Origin of the sequence: Bradyrhizobium sp. G127, from assembly GCF_021502575.1 — a bacterium.
Lineage (GTDB): Bacteria > Pseudomonadota > Alphaproteobacteria > Rhizobiales > Xanthobacteraceae > Afipia.
Window position 1 is genome coordinate 13641 of the sequence record NZ_JAKFGN010000002.1, and the last position, 17248, is coordinate 30888.

The following is a 17248-nucleotide window of genomic DNA, read 5'->3' on the forward strand; positions in this document are numbered from 1 at the left end:
TTGTTTCTCTCCAAAACTTGCCGCAAGACCTGCTCCGGTAGCGTTGTTTTTGAACTCGCACGGGTAAAGGTTTGATCATGGCTGAGAAGAAGAAAATCGGCATCCTCGGCGCCTCCGGTTACACCGGGGCCGAACTTGTCCGGCTGTTGTTGCGTCATCCCCGTGTCGAGATCGTGTTGCTGACGGCTGACAGGCGCGCAGGGCAGATGATGGGGGATGTCTTCCCGCAATTTACGCCCTATGATTTGCCGCGTCTGGTGACGATCGACGAGGTCGATTGGGTAAATGCGGGTTTGGATCTCGTGTTCTGTGCGCTTCCGCACGCCACAACCCAGAAGGTGTTGAAAGACCTTCTCGCCAAGGCGCCCGACATCAAGGTCGTCGATCTGTCGGCGGATTTCCGGCTGGAAGATCCCGCAGCCTATGCCAAGTGGTACGGGCACGAACATCACGCGCTCGAATTGCAGAAGGAAGCCGTCTACGGGCTTGCGGAAGTCTACCGGCGCGACATCAAGAAAGCGCGGCTGGTCGCCAATCCGGGCTGCTACACAACCTGCGCGCAACTTCCCCTGATCCCGTTGCTGAAGGCCAAGGCCATCGAGGCGGATGAAATCGTCATCGACGCCAAATCCGGCATGACCGGAGCCGGGCGCTCGGCGAAGGAAGAAATGCTGTTCTCGGAAGTCTCCGAAGGCTTTCATGCCTACGGTGTAGGCCAGCACCGGCACATGGCCGAACTCGATCAGGAATTCACCAAGGCCGCCGGTAAGGACGTCGTCGTCTCGTTCACGCCGCATCTGGTGCCGATGAACCGCGGTATCTTCTCGACCATTTATGTGCGGGGACGGCGGGGCAAGATCGCGCAAGATCTGCACGAGGTTCTGGTCAAGCAGTACGAGAAGGAGCCGTTTGTTCACGTCCTGCCGTTCGGCAAGGCGCCGCAGTCGCGGCATGTGCGCGGCTCGAACATGACGTTCATCGGTGTTGTTGCCGACCGCATCGCGGGCCGCGCCATCATCATCTCGACGCTCGATAACCTGACCAAGGGCGCGTCGGGCCAGGCCGTGCAGAACATGAACCTGGTGCTTGGCTTTCCAGAAACGATCGGCATCGATCAGCCGCCGATGTTTCCGTAGAAACGCCGAAAGCGGACAGACAATAAAAAGGGACGGCGCAGGCCGTCCCTTTTCGTTTATCCGATGACGTAAGCGATCAGAAAACCTTGAAAATCGCCAGTGCGAGAACTGCCTGCGCGACGAAGCCGACAGTGAAAAGAACGGTCCGCAGAACCGGAACGCCGAACGTGTAGACGATCAGATGACCAAGTCGGCACCAGAAATAAACCGCGCAGGCCAGCACGGTCCATTTCGTCGAATAATCGATCGCATTGAGGATCAGAACCAGCGGCGCAAATATGACCAGATTTTCGACCGCGTTGTCATGGGCGAACATCATGCGGTTCGCCCATTCGGATTGCGGCTTGTCGTTACGTGACGGGTTCGCCATCGCGCCGCCAAGGCCGCGAATCTGGCACCGGTTGATCGTGTAGGGAATCCAGAGCAGGCCGGTTAAAATAACGGTCAGCGTCAGCCAGAACAGTTCACGTGTCATCGAGGTTTCCCTTCCAATTCCGCAAGGCCGCCTGAAGCGCGCCGCACCGCAATGGTCACCCCGCGGTGTCGATCCGTCCCAAGGATCGAATCCGACGCTTCATCGTCCACGACATTCATAGACGGTTGGTCAAGTTCGGCCAATATCGGGGGAAGGGTTTTCCTGCCTAGGCGCGCACGCGGACGTAGCTGCCGGGGGCATCCTCTAGGGCTTCCAGTTGCCCGGTACCCGGAATGCGCGCCGGAACCTGCTCGGCATCGATGGTCTCCAGCCACGCGCGCCAGTCCGGCCACCACGATCCCTTGTGTTCCTCCGCATCCTTGAACCAGTCCGTGAGGGTGGTGTTCTGGATACGATCATTGGTCCAGTACTGGTATTTTCCGGATTCCGGAGGATTGACGACGCCGGCGATGTGGCCCGATCCCGCGACAACGTATTTCACCGGACCGCCAAAGAATTGCGAGCCGTACAGCACGGATTCCGCCGGGGCGATGTGATCTTCCCGCGTGGCAAGATTATAGATCGGCACCTTCACCTTGGAGAGGTCGAGTTGGGTGTTGTCGATGGCCATGGTGCCGGTGGACAGCCGGTTTTCGAGATAGCAGTTGCGCAGATAGAAGGAATGGTTCGCGGCCGGCATCCGGGTTGCGTCCGAATTCCAGTGCAGCAGGTCGAACGCCGCAGGCTCTTTGCCCTTCAGATAGTTGCTGACCACGTAGGACCAGATCAGATCGTTAGAGCGCAGCATGTTGAAGGCCATCGCCATCTTGCTGCCTTCCAGCACGCCAGCCTGTTTCATTTCGCGTTCGAGGCTGGAAACCTGGTTTTCATCGACGAACACTAGAAGGTCGCCGGCGTGGGTGAAGTCCACCTGCGCCGCGAGGAAGGTCGCGGATGTGACGCGAACGCGCCGCTTCTCGGCGAGCCACGCCAGCGTCGTCGCCAGCAACGTTCCGCCGACGCAGTAACCCATGGTATGAACGCGCATTTCGCCGGTGGCTTTTTCGATGACGTCCATCGCCGTCAGTGGGCCTTCGCGCATGTAGTCCTCGAAGGTCTTGCCGCCAAGTTTTTTGTCGGGATTGACCCACGAAATCAGGAACACCGTGAGGCCCTGATTGACGCACCACTGGACGAAGGATTTCTGGCGGTTGAGATCGAGGATGTAGAACTTGTTGATCCACGGCGGCACGATCAGCAGCGGCGTGCGAAGAACGCTCTCCGTCGTCGGCGTGTACTGGATGAGCTGCATGATCTCGTTCTGATAGATCACCTTGCCAGGCGTCAGCGCGAGGTCGCGGCCGATTTCGAGATCAGCGGCAGACTGACGGATTTTAAGCGTGCCGTGTCCGGCCTCGATATCTTCCGCCAGCATCTTCATGCCACGTACAAGGTTGTCCCCGTTGCTCGCAAGCGTCTGCCGCAGCACTTCCGGATTGGTCAGGATGAAATTGGATGGCGAAATCGCGTTCGTGACCTGCTGGATGTAGAACTCGGCCTTCTTACGGGTGTGCGGGTCGAGGCCGTTTGCGTTCTTGACGAGATCATTCGCCCACTGCGTCGTCAGCAGGTAGGCCTGCATCACGAACTCGAAGAACTGATTGGTCTTCCACTCCGGGTCTTGGAAGCGTTTATCGCGCGGCGACGGCTCCGCCGCCGGTGCCGCGGCTTCGCCCGACAGGCGGCGCGTCGCGCTGCTCAGCAACTCCAGATACGATTTTCCGATTTTGGTTTGCACCTCGGCGGCGCGCTGTTCGTCCGACAGCCAATAGTCGGCGACCGACGTCAGTGTCTTCACAACCTCCGTGAGTTGGGCAGGGGGTTGATCCGTGACCTCGCCGTTCTCCCGCGGCTTCAGATAAGCGGAAAGTGCGCGGCCACTGGATTCGATCGCGCGAGCGAGGTTCGCGGAGAATGCTTCCGGATCGAAGCCTTTCGCATTCCCGGATTCTGCAGCCTTGGTGTCTAGCAAGGTGTCACTCATCGCTTCGTTCTGAACTCTCTTCTTAGCTGACCATCAGCGCGTAAATTCTAAGTATCATCATGGCATAGTTCAGATGCGTGCGCTGATTTGCATGTGTTGCGATGCGGCATAATTAAGGGTTCGGTCATATTCGGGCCTCAAGAACATTGTCTCTGTTTTGTGACGACCATCGTCAGTCGTTTAATGCGTCCGGCGATGTTGAGTTCGGCTTCCCTGCGCGCTTTTCAACGAGCAGGAATCGTGCCGATTGAAACCAAGGGGACATGATTATTTCTTCGCAGAGCCGCATATGTGGGAGAGGGCGCTTGTCGGCCTTGGCCGGCGCGATGCTGCTCGGCCTCGCGCTCGCAGGTTGCTCGATCCCGGTGGCTGATCTGCCGCTTGTAGGCCTGCCGGCCAACACGCCCGCCCGACCCGCCGCCCCTGGGGAGTATCTGCCGGTGCATGACCTGCCGGTACCCCGCCAGGAAACAGTGCTTGATCAGGCGCAGCAGACCAAGCTGGAGAAGGATTTGCTCGCTGCCCGCGACCGGCAGGCCTCCGGGGCTCAGGCTGCCCAGCGCCGCAGCAACTGAGAATTTGCCTTCGCCGCAACTGTCGGTTGGTGCTAAAAAGACCACGATTCAATCGGAAAAATGCGAATTCGCGCGCCGGCGTCATGCTTTGCGCTCAAATCCGCTGAATATACTGAAATTCCGTGCCTTCCCGTCACCGTACCGAATTCCACTTCGGTGCAAAACACGTTACTGATCCTGCTGTTATCGCCGGTTTACCGGCTCCCGGAGCCCGACCCATGGAAGAGTTTTACCGTATCCGCCGTCTGCCGCCTTACGTGTTCGAGCAAGTCAATCGAGCCAAGGCGGCCGCGCGGAACGCCGGGGCCGACATCATCGATCTGGGCATGGGCAATCCGGACTTGCCGACCCCGCCGCATGTCATTGAGAAACTCAAGGAAACCCTCGGCAAGCCGCGGACCGACCGCTATTCGGCGTCCAAAGGTATCGTGGGGTTGCGGCGGGCACAGGCTGCCTATTATGAGCGCCGCTTCGGCGTGAAGCTCAATCCGGAAACCCAGATCGTCGCCACACTTGGCTCCAAGGAAGGTTTTGCCAACGTCGCGCAGGCGATCACGGCCCCCGGCGACGTGGTGCTGGTGCCCAACCCGAGCTATCCGATCCACGCTTTCGGCTTCCTGATGGCGGGGGGCGTGGTCCGCTCGGTTCCGGCCGAGCCGACCCCTGAGCTTTTCAGCGCGCTCGAGAAGGCGATCATTCACTCGATCCCCAAGCCGATCGCGATGATCGCGTGTTATCCGTCGAACCCGACGGCCTATGTCGCGTCGCTCGATTTTTACAAAGATCTTGTTGCGTTTGCGAAGAAGCATGAGATCTTCATCTTGTCAGATCTGGCCTATGCAGAACTCTATTTCGACGGCGTGCCGCCGCCGTCGGTGCTGCAAGTGCCGGGTGCGATCGACGTCACGGTGGAGTTCACCTCGATGTCGAAGACATTTTCCATGGCCGGCTGGCGCATGGGCTTTGCCGTGGGCAATGAGCGCATCATCGCGGCGCTGACGCGGGTGAAGTCCTATCTTGACTATGGCGCGTTCACGCCGGTGCAGGTCGCCGCGACCGCTGCACTGAACGGTCCGCAGGATTGCATCAAGGAGGTGCGCGATACCTATCGCAAGCGCCGCGATGCGCTGGTGGAGTCCTTCGGCCGCGCCGGATGGGATATTCCGCCGCCGGCGGCTTCGATGTTCGCCTGGGCGCCGTTGCCCGAGAAGTTCCGCGACGTCGGCAGCATGGCGTTCGCCACGCTGATGGTTGAAAAATCCGGCGTGGTCGTGTCGCCCGGCGTCGCCTTCGGTGAGCATGGCGAAGGCTATGTCCGCATCGCTATGGTGGAAAACGAGCAGCGAATTCGCCAGGCCGCCCGCAACATCCGCCGCTTCCTTGAAAGTGGCGTTGAATCGTTGCACAACGTGGTTCCTCTCGCCAACCGGCGATAGGCTTTCCGGCAGGTTTTCAGCAGCATGGTCGCACCCCTCAAGGTGGGTATTGCGGGCCTCGGTACCGTGGGTGCCGAGGTGGTCCGCTTGATCGAAAGTCAGGGCAGGGCTCTTTCGGCGCGCTGCGGCCGTGGGGTCCGTGTGGTGGCGGTCTCCGCTCGCTCGAAAGTCAAGAAACGAGGCCTCGACCTGCGGGGCATCGAATGGGCCCGCAACCCTCTCGCGCTGGCCAACGATCCGAAGATCGATTGCTTTGTCGAACTGATGGGCGGCTCCGGCGAGCCTGCCTTGTCGGCCATCGAAGCCGCGCTCCGGAACGGCAAGTCGGTGGTCACCGCGAACAAAGCGCTGATCGCCAGGCACGGCACGCGGCTTGCGATGCTGGCCGAAAAGCACGGCGGCGCGCTGAATTATGAAGCGGCGGTCGGTGCTGCCATTCCCGTCATCAAGACGTTACGCGAAGGGCTTACCGGGACAGGCATCAACCGGGTCTATGGCATTCTCAATGGCACCTGCAACTACATCCTGACAAGGATGGAGCGCGAGGGATTGTCCTTTGCCGAATGTCTCAAGGATGCGCAGCGGCTCGGCTACGCCGAGGCCAATCCGTCGTTCGACGTGGACGGGCACGATACTGCACAAAAGCTCGCAATTCTCGCCAGCCTTGCGTTTGGCACCAAGGTCAACCAGAGCGCGGTTTACGTTGAAGGCATCTCTTCGATCGCGCCCGAGGACCTGCGTGCGGCTGAAGAACTCGGCTATCGCGTGAAATTGCTTGGCGTTGCGGTGCGCACCGACTCCGGCATCGAGCAGCGCGTGCATCCGACCATGGTGCCGAAGTCGTCCTCCATTGCGCAGGTAATGGATGTGACCAATGCGGTGACCATCGACGGTGAAGGCATTCCCCCGATCACCTTGGTCGGCCCTGGCGCTGGCGGCGCAGCGACCGCGTCGGCCGTGCTGGCCGACATTGCGGACGTGGCGCGTGGCATCCGTGCGCTGCCGTTCGGTCGGCCGGTTGCGAAACTCAAGACCACCGCCAAGGCGCCGATGAAGCGCCACGAGGGCGGCTATTACATTCGCCTGATGGCCCGCGACCTTGCAGGAACAGCCGCGACCATCGCGACGCGGCTCGCGGAGCAGAAAATCTCCATTGAATCGATCGTCCAGCGTCATCCTGACGGCGCTGTGGATGTGCTGGACAAGCGCGGCAAACCCGCTCCTGTGCCGGTCATCCTGATTACTTACGCCACCACCGAAGACGCTGTGCGCCGCGCCTTGCAGGCGGTACAGCAAGATCGGGTGATAACCGGCCGTCCGCAGGTTATCCGCATCGAAAAGAACTGACAGGATCCGGGCGACCGGGTCTATTGATACGCACGTTGTTTTGGGAGTTAGCCGATGTCCGTTACGATTTCCGTTCCGCCGCAGCTGTTGCTGGAACGCATCCTCACCCTTGAAATCGTTCGCGTGACCGAGCGTGCCGCCGTTTCCGCCGCGCGTCTGCGCGGTCACGGGAACGAAAAGGCCGCCGACCAGGCTGCCGTGGACGCCATGCGGCGCGAACTGAACAAAATTCCAATTCAGGGCACGGTCGTGATCGGCGAGGGCGAGCGCGATGAAGCGCCGATGTTGTTCATCGGCGAGAAGGTCGGCGCTGTGGGCGGCCCGGACGTTGATATCGCGGTCGATCCGCTGGAGGGCACGACGCTCTGCGCCAAGAACATGCCGGGCGCGATCGCGACCATGGCGATGGCGGAAGGCGGAACGCTGCTGAATGCCCCGGACGTCTATATGCAGAAGATTGCGGTCGGCCCCGGTTATCCGAAGCACGTGGTCGATCTCGACGCCCCGCCGGCGGAAAATATCAAGCGGCTTGCCCGCGCTAAGGACGTACATCCTTCCGCGATTACTGCGCTGGTGCTGGATCGTCCGCGCCATGCCGACATCATCAACGCCATCCGTTCGACCGGCGCGGCCGTGCGCCTCATCACCGATGGCGACGTCGCGGGCGTGATCCACACCGCCGACCCGGAAAATACCGGCGTCGATATTTACATGGGAATCGGTGGCGCGCCGGAAGGCGTGCTGGCTGCGGCGGCGTTGCGCTGCATCGGCGGCCAGATGCAGTGCCGTCTTATTCTCGATACCGACGAGAAGCGTGAGCGCGCGGCGAAGATGGGTGTCAAGGATTACTCGATGGTTTATGGCATCGAGGACATGGCGCGCGGGGATTGTTTGTTCGCGGCGACCGGCGTCACCGATGGCTCGCTGCTGTCCGGAGTCAAATTCCGCAAGAACGTCATCGAGACCGAGACCGTCGTCATGCGCTCTGTCACCGGTACGGTCCGCATCATCAAGGGCGAGCATCGCCAGTTCGAGAAGTTCCACCTCGATTGAGCAGGGCGTCACCATGACCGATCGCGTTGTCATCCGGCCAGTTCGCGAGGATGAGCGCGCGGCATGGGAACCGCTGTGGGCCGGCTATCTCAGGTTCTACAAGGCGAGCGTTCCAACCGCGACCACCGATATAACGTGGCAGCGGTTTCACGATGATGCGGAGCCGATGTACGTGCTCGGCGCCTATGTGGATGGCGATCTGACCGGCATCGTGCATTTCCTCTATCATCGCTCCTGCTGGACGATCGGCGACTATTGCTACCTGCAAGACCTGTTCGTGAACGAGAATGCGCGGGGACACGGTGTCGGCCGCAAGCTGATCGAAGCTGTCTATGAGAAGGCCAAGGCCGCCGGGGCGAGCAGGGTGCACTGGCTGACGCAATTCGAGAATGCGCGCGCGCAGATTCTCTACGATGAAGTTGCCGACCGTTCCGGCTTCATGCAGTACCGCAAGATTTTCTGAGAGTAACCGATGTCCGAGATCAAGGCGCTGCTGTTCGACGTGTTCGGCACCGTGGTCGACTGGCGCACCAGCCTGATCGACAATTTTACCGCGTTGGGCAAGGAGAAGGGCATCAATGGTGACTGGGTCGGACTGGTCGATGCCTGGCGCGGCGCGTACATGCCGTCGATGGACGAGGTGCGCAAACATCCCGAGCGTGGGTTCGTCATCCTCGATGATTTGCAGCGGCAATCGATCGAGCCGCTCGCGGCCAGGCTCGGCATCACCGGACTGACATCAGCAGATTTCGATTATCTCACGCGCGGCTGGCATAGCCTGCATCCGTGGCCGGATAGCGTTGCCGGTCTGACGCGGTTGAAGACGAAGTTCATCATCGGGCCGCTCTCCAACGGCAATGTCGCGCTGCTCACCAACATGGCGAAGTTCGCTGGCCTGCCGTGGGATATCGTGCTGAGCGCCGAGATATTCGAGCACTACAAACCGGACCGGGAAGCCTATCTCGGAGCGGCGAAAATTCTCGGTCTGACTCCGGGCGAGGTGATGCTGGTCGCCGCGCACAACAGCGATCTCGCCGCCGCCCAGAACTTCGGATTAAAGACCACCTTTGTGCCGCGCCCGACGGAGTATGGTCCGTTGCAGAACCGCGATTTTAGAGCGGAAGGTAACTGGGATTTTGTCGTGAAGGATTTCAACGATCTGGCTGATAAGCTGGGTTGCTAAACGAGTACCGTAACATAGGGCCGTCGCCCTTCGAGGCCTCCGCTTGGCTTCGGCACCTCAGGGTGAGGGAAATTGGTCGTCATCCTGAGGTGCGAGCGCTTGCGAGCCTCGAAGGATGACATCCGCGAATCATTGACCATTTGCGCTTCGTGCTTACCTGCGGAAGGCATCATGACGTTCCCTGCATCCGCATTGCCTGTTGAGGCGCCGCCCGCCTTTCTCGGCGTGACGCGGTCCGCGACAGGCCGGGTCTGGCGCGACCGCCTCGACCCGCGCGGTGCGGCGCGGGCGCTCGCCATCGCACAGCGCTATCAGGTGCCGGAAATGCTCGCGCGGATCATCGCGGGGCGCGGCATCGACATCGATGCCGTCGATGATTTTCTTGATCCGACCATCCGCAAGCTGCTGCCTGATCCGCTGACTGTCACTGAGATGGAAGCGGCTGCGAAACGTATCGCGGACGCAGCCGTGCGCGGCGAGAAGATCGCGATCTTTGGCGACTACGATGTGGATGGCGCGACCTCGGCGGCGCTGCTGACCTGGCATTTGCGCCATTGCGGCCTTGATCCATTCATCCATATTCCCGACCGCATCTTCGAGGGCTATGGCCCCAACGTCGAAGCGGTGCGCGGCTTGGCTGCCAAGGGTGCGACGCTGCTGGTCACGGTCGATTGCGGCACCACCAGTATCGAGCCGCTGGCGGAGGCCAAGAAACTCGGCATGGATGTGGTCGTGATTGACCATCATCAATGCGGCGACGAACTGCCCGTGGTCGACGCGCTGGTCAATCCGAACCGTCCCGACGATCTGTCAGGCCTTGGGCATCTTGCCGCCGTGGGCCTCGTGTTCGTCACGCTGGTGGCGGTGAACCGGGAACTGCGCGCCCGCAATTTCTGGTCGGCTGAGCGGCCCGAACCCAACCTGCTGGACGCGCTTCACCATGTGGCACTCGGCACCGTCGCCGACGTTGCCGCGCTGACCGGGCTCAACCGCGCGTTCGTCGCCAAAGGGCTGATCGCGTTGCGCCGCCGCGATCATGTCGGTCATACCGCGTTGATGGATGTGGCGCGGCTTAGCGGACCGCCGGAGGCATGGCATCTCGGCTTCATGCTCGGGCCGCGCATCAATGCGGGCGGCCGCATCGGGCGGGCTGATCTCGGCGTGCGGCTGTTGCTCGAAGGCGACATTTCGGAGGCGGCGCGCATCGCCGCTGAACTCGATCGCCTCAATACTGAGCGCCGCGTCATCGAGCAGATGGCGGAAGCGCAGGCGGAAGCCGAGGCGCTGGCCTCGCTCGGGTTGGACGACAAGGGTGCGGTGATCGTGACCGCGTCGGAGGGCTGGCATCCGGGCGTCGTCGGTCTGGTGGCGTCACGCCTCAAGGAAAAGTTCTCGCGGCCTGCCTTTGCCATTGCGCTCGAACCCGGCGGCATCGGCACCGGATCGGGTCGTTCGATTCCGGGCGTCGATCTCGGCAAGGTGGTGCGCGAGGCGGTGAACGAGGGGATATTGCTGAAAGGCGGTGGCCACGCGATGGCGGCAGGCGTCACCTTGAAGAAGGAGCGCCTTGCGGAATTCCGCGCTTTTGTGGAGACGGCTTTGGCGCCCACCGTTGCGGAAGCGCGGCATGCCAATGAGCTGTTCATCGATGGTGCGGTGACCGCGCGCGCGGTGACGACGGATTTCGTCAACACGCTCAACCGCGCAGGGCCGTTCGGCGCAGGCAATCCCGAACCGCTGATCGCGCTGCCGTCACATCAGCTTGTTTACGCCGATGAGGTCGGACAGGCCCATTTGCGCCTGCGTTTCAAGTCGGGCGATGGATCATTCGTGAACGGCATCGCGTTCCGCTCCATCGGCCAGAAGCTCGGCAACGCGCTGGTCGAAAACCGCGGTCAGCTACTGCATGTCGCAGGATCGCTCACGGTCGATCGCTGGCAAGGCTCCGAGCGCGTGCAGATGCGGGTCACGGATGTCGCGGTGCCGGATTTGGGGCCGAGTGTTATTCGATAGAGTGCAATTAACTTAAATAAGTACGCAAAAGGAGATCGTCATCCTGAGATGCGAGCACTTGCGAGCCTCGAAGGATGACGGGACTGCGAATGCCGTCGCCCTTCGAGGCCTCCGCTTCGCTTCGGCACCTCAGGATGACGGCATCGTGAATGAATTTGGCGTCATCACGCTCTAGATAATCACGATCCCTGCCGCAGCCGCGCCAGCACCTTCAGTCCGGCATAGCCGTCGGCGGGGAGCAGTCCGGCCTTGGTCTGGAAATCCCGGACCGCCTTCATGGTGTCGTTGCCCACGCGGCCATCGGTGCCGCCGGTGTCGAAGCCGGCTTTGGTCAGGCGGGTCTGCACCTCCTGCACCTCGGCAAGGGTCAGCGCACGCTCCGATCCGGGGAAGGGCTGCACGAATGGGCCCGCACCCTGAATGCGGTCGCCGAGATGCACGATGGCGAGCGCATAGTTCATTGACGGATTGTAGCTTTTGACGGCGTAGAAATTCGGTCCGAGAAGAAACGACGGCCCGCCTTGTACCGGCGTCCAGAGCTGCGCCATGTCATTCGGACGCGGAAACGGCTGGCCATCGGCGCGGGTGACGCCAGCCGCAGCCCATTGCGCGTAGCTCTTGTTGCCGCTGCCGCCGGTCGCGCTGCGCACCTCGTAGCCCCAATGCTCGCCACGGCGATACTTGCCGCGGTTGACGAGATAGCGCGCGCTGGAGCCGAGCGCGTCGTCCGGCTTGCCAAACGGCGAAACGCGGCCGTCGCCATCGTAATCGAAGCCGACGTTGAGCCAGACTTCCGGCATCCACTGGGTATGTCCCATTGCGCCGGCCCACGAGCCGCGCATTTCCTCGGGCGTGCTCCAGCGCTTGTCGACGATGCGCAGCGCGTTGATGAGTTCGGTTTCCCAATAGGCCTTGCGGCGCGGCTCGTTCCACGCCAGTGCCACCAGAGAAGGAAACACCGGCCGCATATGATTCTGCTGCACCAGCGGATCGCCGTAAGCTGTCTCGACGCCCCACAGCGCAAGCAGCGTCCCGCGTTCGACGCCGAAATCTTTTTCGATGCGGGTGAACAGCGCATTGTTTTTCTGCAGCGCGGCTTTGCCTGCGGCCAGCCGCCAGTCCGAGACGCGGCGGTTGATATATTGCCAGAGCTGCTCATTGAATTCGGGTTGCTTGCGCATCTTCTCGAACACGCTCATGTCCGGCTCGATGCGGCTCAGCACGCGGATGTAGGTGCCTTCCGAAATACCGCGCGCCAGCGCGCGGGCGCGAAAGCCTTCGCGCCATTGGTCGAAGCCGGGCGGAGAGGCGAGGGCACAACGCGGGCTGATCGCCAGCGCGCTCGCACCGAGTGCGGAACCCAGCAGCGTTCGTCGCGTGAGAAATTTGGCGTTTGAAGAATCTGTTTGCGTCATCCCCTCACTGTAGCGCGGTGTGGCCGGTTCAGCCAAAGGCCAATCTGCCGCGGAACCGTGAGTTTATTTGCCGTCGCCTTCTTTGGCGGTGTCGGATGCGATGGTCCCGGCTGGCATGGCGTGCGCAATTGTCGGCGCTTCTTGCGATGGCGGTATGTATTCGCGCCCCCGCCCGCCGATCAGACGTTCATAAGACGAGATCAGCGTGACGTAGGGATTGACCCAGAGCCAGCCGTCGCGCGTGAACACCTGGACGTCGAAGTGCAGGTGAGCCGTCGTGCCGCCGACGCGATCCTGGTAATTGGATACGACGCCGATGCGTTCGCCTTCAGATACCCGACGCCCGTGAACCATACCGTCGGTGTCGAGACGCGCCGGGTTCATGTGCATGTAACGAAAACGGATGTGCTCATTGCGGGTATTCACCAGAAGATGTACAGCCTGCTGGGTTGGCCCGCGGATCACCACGCCGTCGCGCACGGCGACCGTCGGAAAAATGTCCGGAATGCAGCGGTCGGCGCCGTCGTTGCGCAGGGAACACGACGAGGGCCGGATGTCCTGACCCTGATGGCCCATGCCATTGGCGCACTGGCCGACACCGAAGTCGCGCGTTTCGCAGAAATTGTCCTGCCAAGGATAACTGTAGTTCTCGCTGGCGGACTCGTCGAACACCAGCGTCTTATCGTTACGCCTGCAGCGATACTCATCGCCTTTCGCTGGACGGAAGGAGACGCGTCCGGTGAGATTGCAGTCGCCCCAGTTCATGAAGGATTGCGAATTGGCGAAGGCGGGAGCCTTTTCGATCGGAAAGCGGATCTGCGCGTAGACGGTCGTGTCGCTGTGGCCGCTTTGTCCGCGATAGCCGCTGTTGGCGATGATGTCGCCGGGCGGCCGATAGGTGAAATCCGGCGAGTATTCGATGGGCCGCTCGGAGACGTCCGGGGTGATATCGTAGCGCGGACCCCGTGGCGTGCCGCCTGCGACCCGCAGCGCCCGGAGGAATCGCTCGGCGACCGGAGACGCCTCGCGGCAGGACAGGCGCCTGCTGCGCGCGACGCTGTCGAGACACTGGATGGAGACCACGTAAGGCACGCCGAAACGCGTAAAGGCGTATCGGACGTAGCCTTCGCGGATCACGCGGCGCAGATTGGGGAATTGCGTGGCCAGGCCTTTGACCGGCTCGCCTTTTCCGGCGAGCGGATCGTTGATGTCGTACAGCAGCAGCGACGCGGTGATCTGGACCTCGACCGGCTTCGAGTATATCCGCGCCGGCACGTCGTCGTCTGCGCCGCGATCGAGCAGGAAAACCGCATCGTAGCCAGAGGGTCCGGCTTCGAACATGCTGGCGGCGCGGAAGCCGGCCTGATAGCGGGGGATCAGCAGATTGATCGCGCCGCTCTGGCGGTCGGACAAATAGAGCGCGCTGTCGAACGGCAGCAGCACCGGCACCGGGCTGAGCTGGATCCCGGGAAAGATCGGCGAGGTCACAGCGTTGAGTTGCGCCATCGCCACGATGCGATGCGGATTGATCTGACGCGGCCGCCGCCCGGAGGAAAAGGTGAACTGATCCACCGCGAGCGGCTGCGAATCGATCTCGGTTTTCAGCTGGGTGGCTGCCGCCGCCCAGTCTGCCCTGACGACGGAAATCGCAGGCGTCCGAAATTCGTCAGCCCGCGCAGACAACGTGCACGCGCCGAGCGACAGGGTAGCAAGAACGAAAATACGGCACCGGAATTTCGCCGATGCCGTTCTCTCGTCATTTACTGTCCGCGCCGGAGTCAATGCATCCTCGCGAGGCCCGCGCTCAGTCTTTGGCGCGCTCGACGTAGGAACCGTCTTCCGTCATGACGACGATGCGCGTGCCCACGCCGATGTGCGGCGGCACGTTGGTGCGGACACCGTTCGACAGCACAGCCGGCTTGTAGGACGACGAGGCGGTCTGTCCCTTTGTCACCGGCTCGGTATCGACCACTTCGAGCGTGGTGCGCTGGGGCAGCACGATCGCAACCGCATTGCCCTCAAAGATCGACAGTTTCACTGTCATGTTTTCCTGAAGGTAGGGGGCCTGCGAGCCGACCACGTCCTTCGGGACCAGCAACTGATCATAGTTTTCGTTGTTCATGAAATGGAAGCCGTCGCCGTCTTCGTAAAGGTAGTTATAATCGCGATCTTCCACGAAGGCGCGCTCGACCTGATCAGTGGTCTTGTAGCGCTCGGACACCTTGGTGCCGTCGCTGATCCGGCGCATTTCGATCTGGCTGACCGGGGTTCCCTTACCGGGATGGATGTTCTCCGCAGTCAGAACGACATATAGCTTGCCGTCCTGCTCAATGATGTTGCCCTTGCGGATTGAACTGGCGATGACTTTCACAGATAGGTTTCCTAATTTTCATGGCCGGTGGCGGCGCCGGTTCGGCACGTTGGGGTCCGGCAACGCGGTTTCGGGCTGCAACATACTGATTTGCCGCCCCAAAGCCAGCATTTTGCGGCCGAATCGGGCATTTCCGTCGTGAACGCGGGGCAGAAACAGTCGTCCTGGTGGATGCCCGACCGCCATCTCGACCGCAAGCCGTTTTTGCAGGCCCGGAGCGCAATTTCACGAGCCTTGCGGGACTGGTTCGAGGACGAGGGATTCGTCGAGGTTGAGACCGGAATCCTTCAGAAATCGCCCGGCAATGAGACGCATCTTCACGCCCCATCGGCCGATCTGACTTCGGCCTCCGGCGACAAATTGAAATACTTTCTACGGACCTCGCCGGAATTCGCCTGCAAAAAGCTGCTGGCCGCGGGTGAGACCCAGATTGTAGAGTTTGCGCGTGTGTTCCGGGATCGCGAGCGCGGCCCGCTTCACCTGCCGGAATTCACAATGCTGGAATGGTACCGCGCCAATGAGGGCTATGAAGCGGTCATGGCGGATACTGTGGTGGTTATTGCATACGCTGCCCAGACCACGGGGATCGGCACATTCGCATTTCGCGGGAAGGTCGCCGATCCATTTGCGGAGCCTGATCTGCTGACTGTCGCCGATGCGTTCACCCGCTTCGCTGCGATCGATCTGCTGGCCACCATTCCGGACGGACAGGCGGACCGCGCAGCTCTCGCAGCGGCTGCAGCAAGCAGTGTTCGTGTCACCGGTGACGACACGTGGTCCGATATTTTCAGCAAGGTGCTGGTCGAGCATGTCGAACCGAACCTCGGGCAGGGCCGTTTGACGATCCTCTATGAGTACCCCGCGCCGGAGTCCGCGCTGGCGCGCGCCAAACCATCGGACCCACGGGTCGCGGAACGTTTCGAGGTCTATGCCTGCGGCGTCGAGCTTGCCAACGGTTTCGGCGAACTGATCGATGCGGACGAACAGCGGCTGCGTTTCACGCATGCGATGGCAGAGAAGGAACGGCGCTACGGCGAACGTTATCCGCTCGATGAGGAGTTTCTGGCGGCAATGACGCAGATGCCGGACGCCTGCGGCGTGGCGCTGGGGTTCGACCGCCTTGTGATGCTGGCGTGCGGCGCGAGTCGCATTGACCAGGTGGTGTGGACACCGCCGGGGGAGGAGCAATGAACCCGCGGGTCGTCACAACAATGCGGACGCCGGCCGAACTGGCCAGCCGTGGGCTGGTCCCGCCGAGTAGCCTGGCCGTGCTCGAACAAGTCGCGGCGCGCTATGCGGTCGCCGTGACGCCGGATGTCGCCGCAATCATTGACGCATCTGACCCTCACGATCCGATTGCGCGGCAGTACATCCCGTCCGCCGAAGAACTGGTAACGCAACCCGGCGAGAACGCCGATCCCATCGGCGATCATGCCCACTCGCCGGTGAGCGGAATCGTGCATCGTTATCCGGATCGCGTGTTGTTCAAGTTGGTCCATGTTTGCGCGGTTTACTGCCGCTTCTGTTTTCGCCGCGAGATGGTGGGGCCGGGCAAGGAGACCGCGCTTTCCAGTGAAGCCTACGCGGAAGCGCTGGATTACATCCGCAGCCATACGGAGATATGGGAAGTGATCCTGACCGGCGGTGATCCCTTGATGCTGTCCGCGCGCCGGCTGAAAGAGATCATGGGCGATCTCGCGGAAATCGATCATGTGAAGATCATCCGCATTCACACCCGCGTGCCGGTCGCCGATCCTTCAAGGGTGACGGATGAAACCGTTGCAGCGATGAAAGTAAGCGGCGCGTCGACATGGGTGGCGTTGCATGCGAACCATCCGCGCGAACTGACGGCCGAGGCGCGCGCCGCGTGCGCACGGATGGCGGACGCGGGGATTCCAATGGTGAGCCAGTCGGTGCTGTTGCGCGGGGTCAACGACAATCCGGCGACGCTGGAGGCGTTGATGCGCAGCTTTGTGGAATGCCGGATCAAGCCCTATTACCTGCACCACGGCGATCTCGCGCCGGGCACTGCGCATCTGCGGACGACCCTGGAGGAGGGGCAGAAGCTAATGTGGCAGTTGCGCGGACGTGTGTCAGGCTTGTGCCAGCCGGACTATGTGCTCGACATTCCGGGCGGCCATGGCAAGGCGCCGGTCGGGCCGCATTATTTGTCGCGAAGACGTGAAGATGCGGAGCAGCAATATCGTATTGTCGATTACTGTGGTGACGTTCACCTCTACCCGCCTGCGGATTAGTTTGA

Annotated in this window: 15 protein-coding genes; 10 read left to right on the forward strand and 5 right to left on the reverse strand. The window is 61.6% G+C overall.

Translation table 11 applies throughout. The features are described from left to right. The first annotated feature begins 77 nt into the window (after positions 1-77). Positions 78-1136, forward strand: a complete 1059-nt coding sequence (gene argC / locus LVY71_RS11970; RefSeq protein WP_235100116.1) for an N-acetyl-gamma-glutamyl-phosphate reductase — start codon at positions 78-80, stop codon at positions 1134-1136. Between the two features lie 76 nt (positions 1137-1212). Here the strand turns inward: argC and LVY71_RS11975 are convergent, their stop codons facing one another. Next, positions 1213-1611 carry an MAPEG family protein gene (locus LVY71_RS11975; protein WP_235100117.1) on the reverse strand — a complete coding sequence of 133 codons (399 nt, stop codon included), beginning with the start codon at positions 1609-1611 and terminating at the stop codon, positions 1213-1215. A 166-nt stretch (positions 1612-1777) separates the two neighbouring features. Beyond that, complete coding sequence (locus LVY71_RS11980) at positions 1778-3595, reverse strand: PHA/PHB synthase family protein (protein ID WP_235100118.1); 1818 nt, start codon at positions 3593-3595, stop codon at positions 1778-1780. A gap of 263 nt (positions 3596-3858) precedes the next feature. On the opposite strand from LVY71_RS11980, the gene LVY71_RS11985 reads away from it, so the two are divergent. From LVY71_RS11985 to recJ, 7 genes are all read left to right on the forward strand, one after another. After that, positions 3859-4170 (forward strand): hypothetical protein, encoded by a 312-nt coding sequence (locus LVY71_RS11985; RefSeq protein ID WP_235100119.1) that lies wholly within the window; start codon positions 3859-3861, stop codon positions 4168-4170. A gap of 218 nt (positions 4171-4388) precedes the next feature. Further along, positions 4389-5606 carry an LL-diaminopimelate aminotransferase gene (locus LVY71_RS11990; RefSeq protein WP_235100120.1) on the forward strand — a complete coding sequence of 406 codons (1218 nt, stop codon included), beginning with the start codon at positions 4389-4391 and terminating at the stop codon, positions 5604-5606. 24 nt (positions 5607-5630) lie between these two features. After that, a complete protein-coding gene (locus LVY71_RS11995; RefSeq protein ID WP_235100121.1) occupies positions 5631-6953 on the forward strand; it encodes a homoserine dehydrogenase in 1323 nt (440 codons plus the stop codon). Positions 6954-7007: 54 nt separating this feature from the next. Then, positions 7008-8006, forward strand: a complete 999-nt coding sequence (gene glpX / locus LVY71_RS12000; protein ID WP_235100122.1) for a class II fructose-bisphosphatase — start codon at positions 7008-7010, stop codon at positions 8004-8006. Between the two features lie 13 nt (positions 8007-8019). Further along, positions 8020-8469, forward strand: coding sequence for a GNAT family N-acetyltransferase (locus LVY71_RS12005; RefSeq protein WP_235100123.1), 450 nt, complete (start codon positions 8020-8022; stop codon positions 8467-8469). Positions 8470-8478: 9 nt separating this feature from the next. Continuing rightward, a complete protein-coding gene (locus LVY71_RS12010) occupies positions 8479-9189 on the forward strand; it encodes a haloacid dehalogenase type II (RefSeq protein WP_235100124.1) in 711 nt (236 codons plus the stop codon). A 171-nt stretch (positions 9190-9360) separates the two neighbouring features. Beyond that, complete coding sequence (gene recJ / locus LVY71_RS12015; RefSeq protein WP_235100125.1) at positions 9361-11202, forward strand: single-stranded-DNA-specific exonuclease RecJ; 1842 nt, start codon at positions 9361-9363, stop codon at positions 11200-11202. Positions 11203-11381: 179 nt separating this feature from the next. On the opposite strand, the gene LVY71_RS12020 is transcribed toward recJ, so the two are convergent. From LVY71_RS12020 to efp, 3 genes are all read right to left on the reverse strand, one after another. Next, the gene (locus LVY71_RS12020; protein ID WP_235100126.1) at positions 11382-12617 is read right to left on the reverse strand and encodes a lytic murein transglycosylase; all 1236 of its coding nucleotides are present in this window, start codon (positions 12615-12617) and stop codon (positions 11382-11384) included. A 63-nt stretch (positions 12618-12680) separates the two neighbouring features. Then, on the reverse strand, positions 12681-14339 hold the full coding sequence (locus LVY71_RS12025; RefSeq protein ID WP_502797597.1) for a M23 family metallopeptidase: 1659 nt from the start codon (positions 14337-14339) through the stop codon (positions 12681-12683). An 82-nt stretch (positions 14340-14421) separates the two neighbouring features. After that, the gene (efp, locus tag LVY71_RS12030; RefSeq protein WP_235100128.1) at positions 14422-14988 is read right to left on the reverse strand and encodes an elongation factor P; all 567 of its coding nucleotides are present in this window, start codon (positions 14986-14988) and stop codon (positions 14422-14424) included. Between the two features lie 171 nt (positions 14989-15159). Between efp and epmA the strand changes: the two genes are divergently transcribed. Then, positions 15160-16179: an EF-P lysine aminoacylase EpmA gene (gene epmA / locus LVY71_RS12035; protein WP_235101476.1), complete on the forward strand. Its 1020-nt coding sequence runs from the start codon at positions 15160-15162 to the stop codon at positions 16177-16179. Continuing rightward, entirely contained in the window at positions 16176-17243 is a 1068-nt protein-coding gene (locus LVY71_RS12040) for a lysine-2,3-aminomutase-like protein (RefSeq protein WP_235100129.1), read from the forward strand. The genes epmA and LVY71_RS12040 overlap by 4 nt, the downstream gene beginning before the upstream one ends. Positions 17244-17248: the final 5 nt, after the last annotated feature.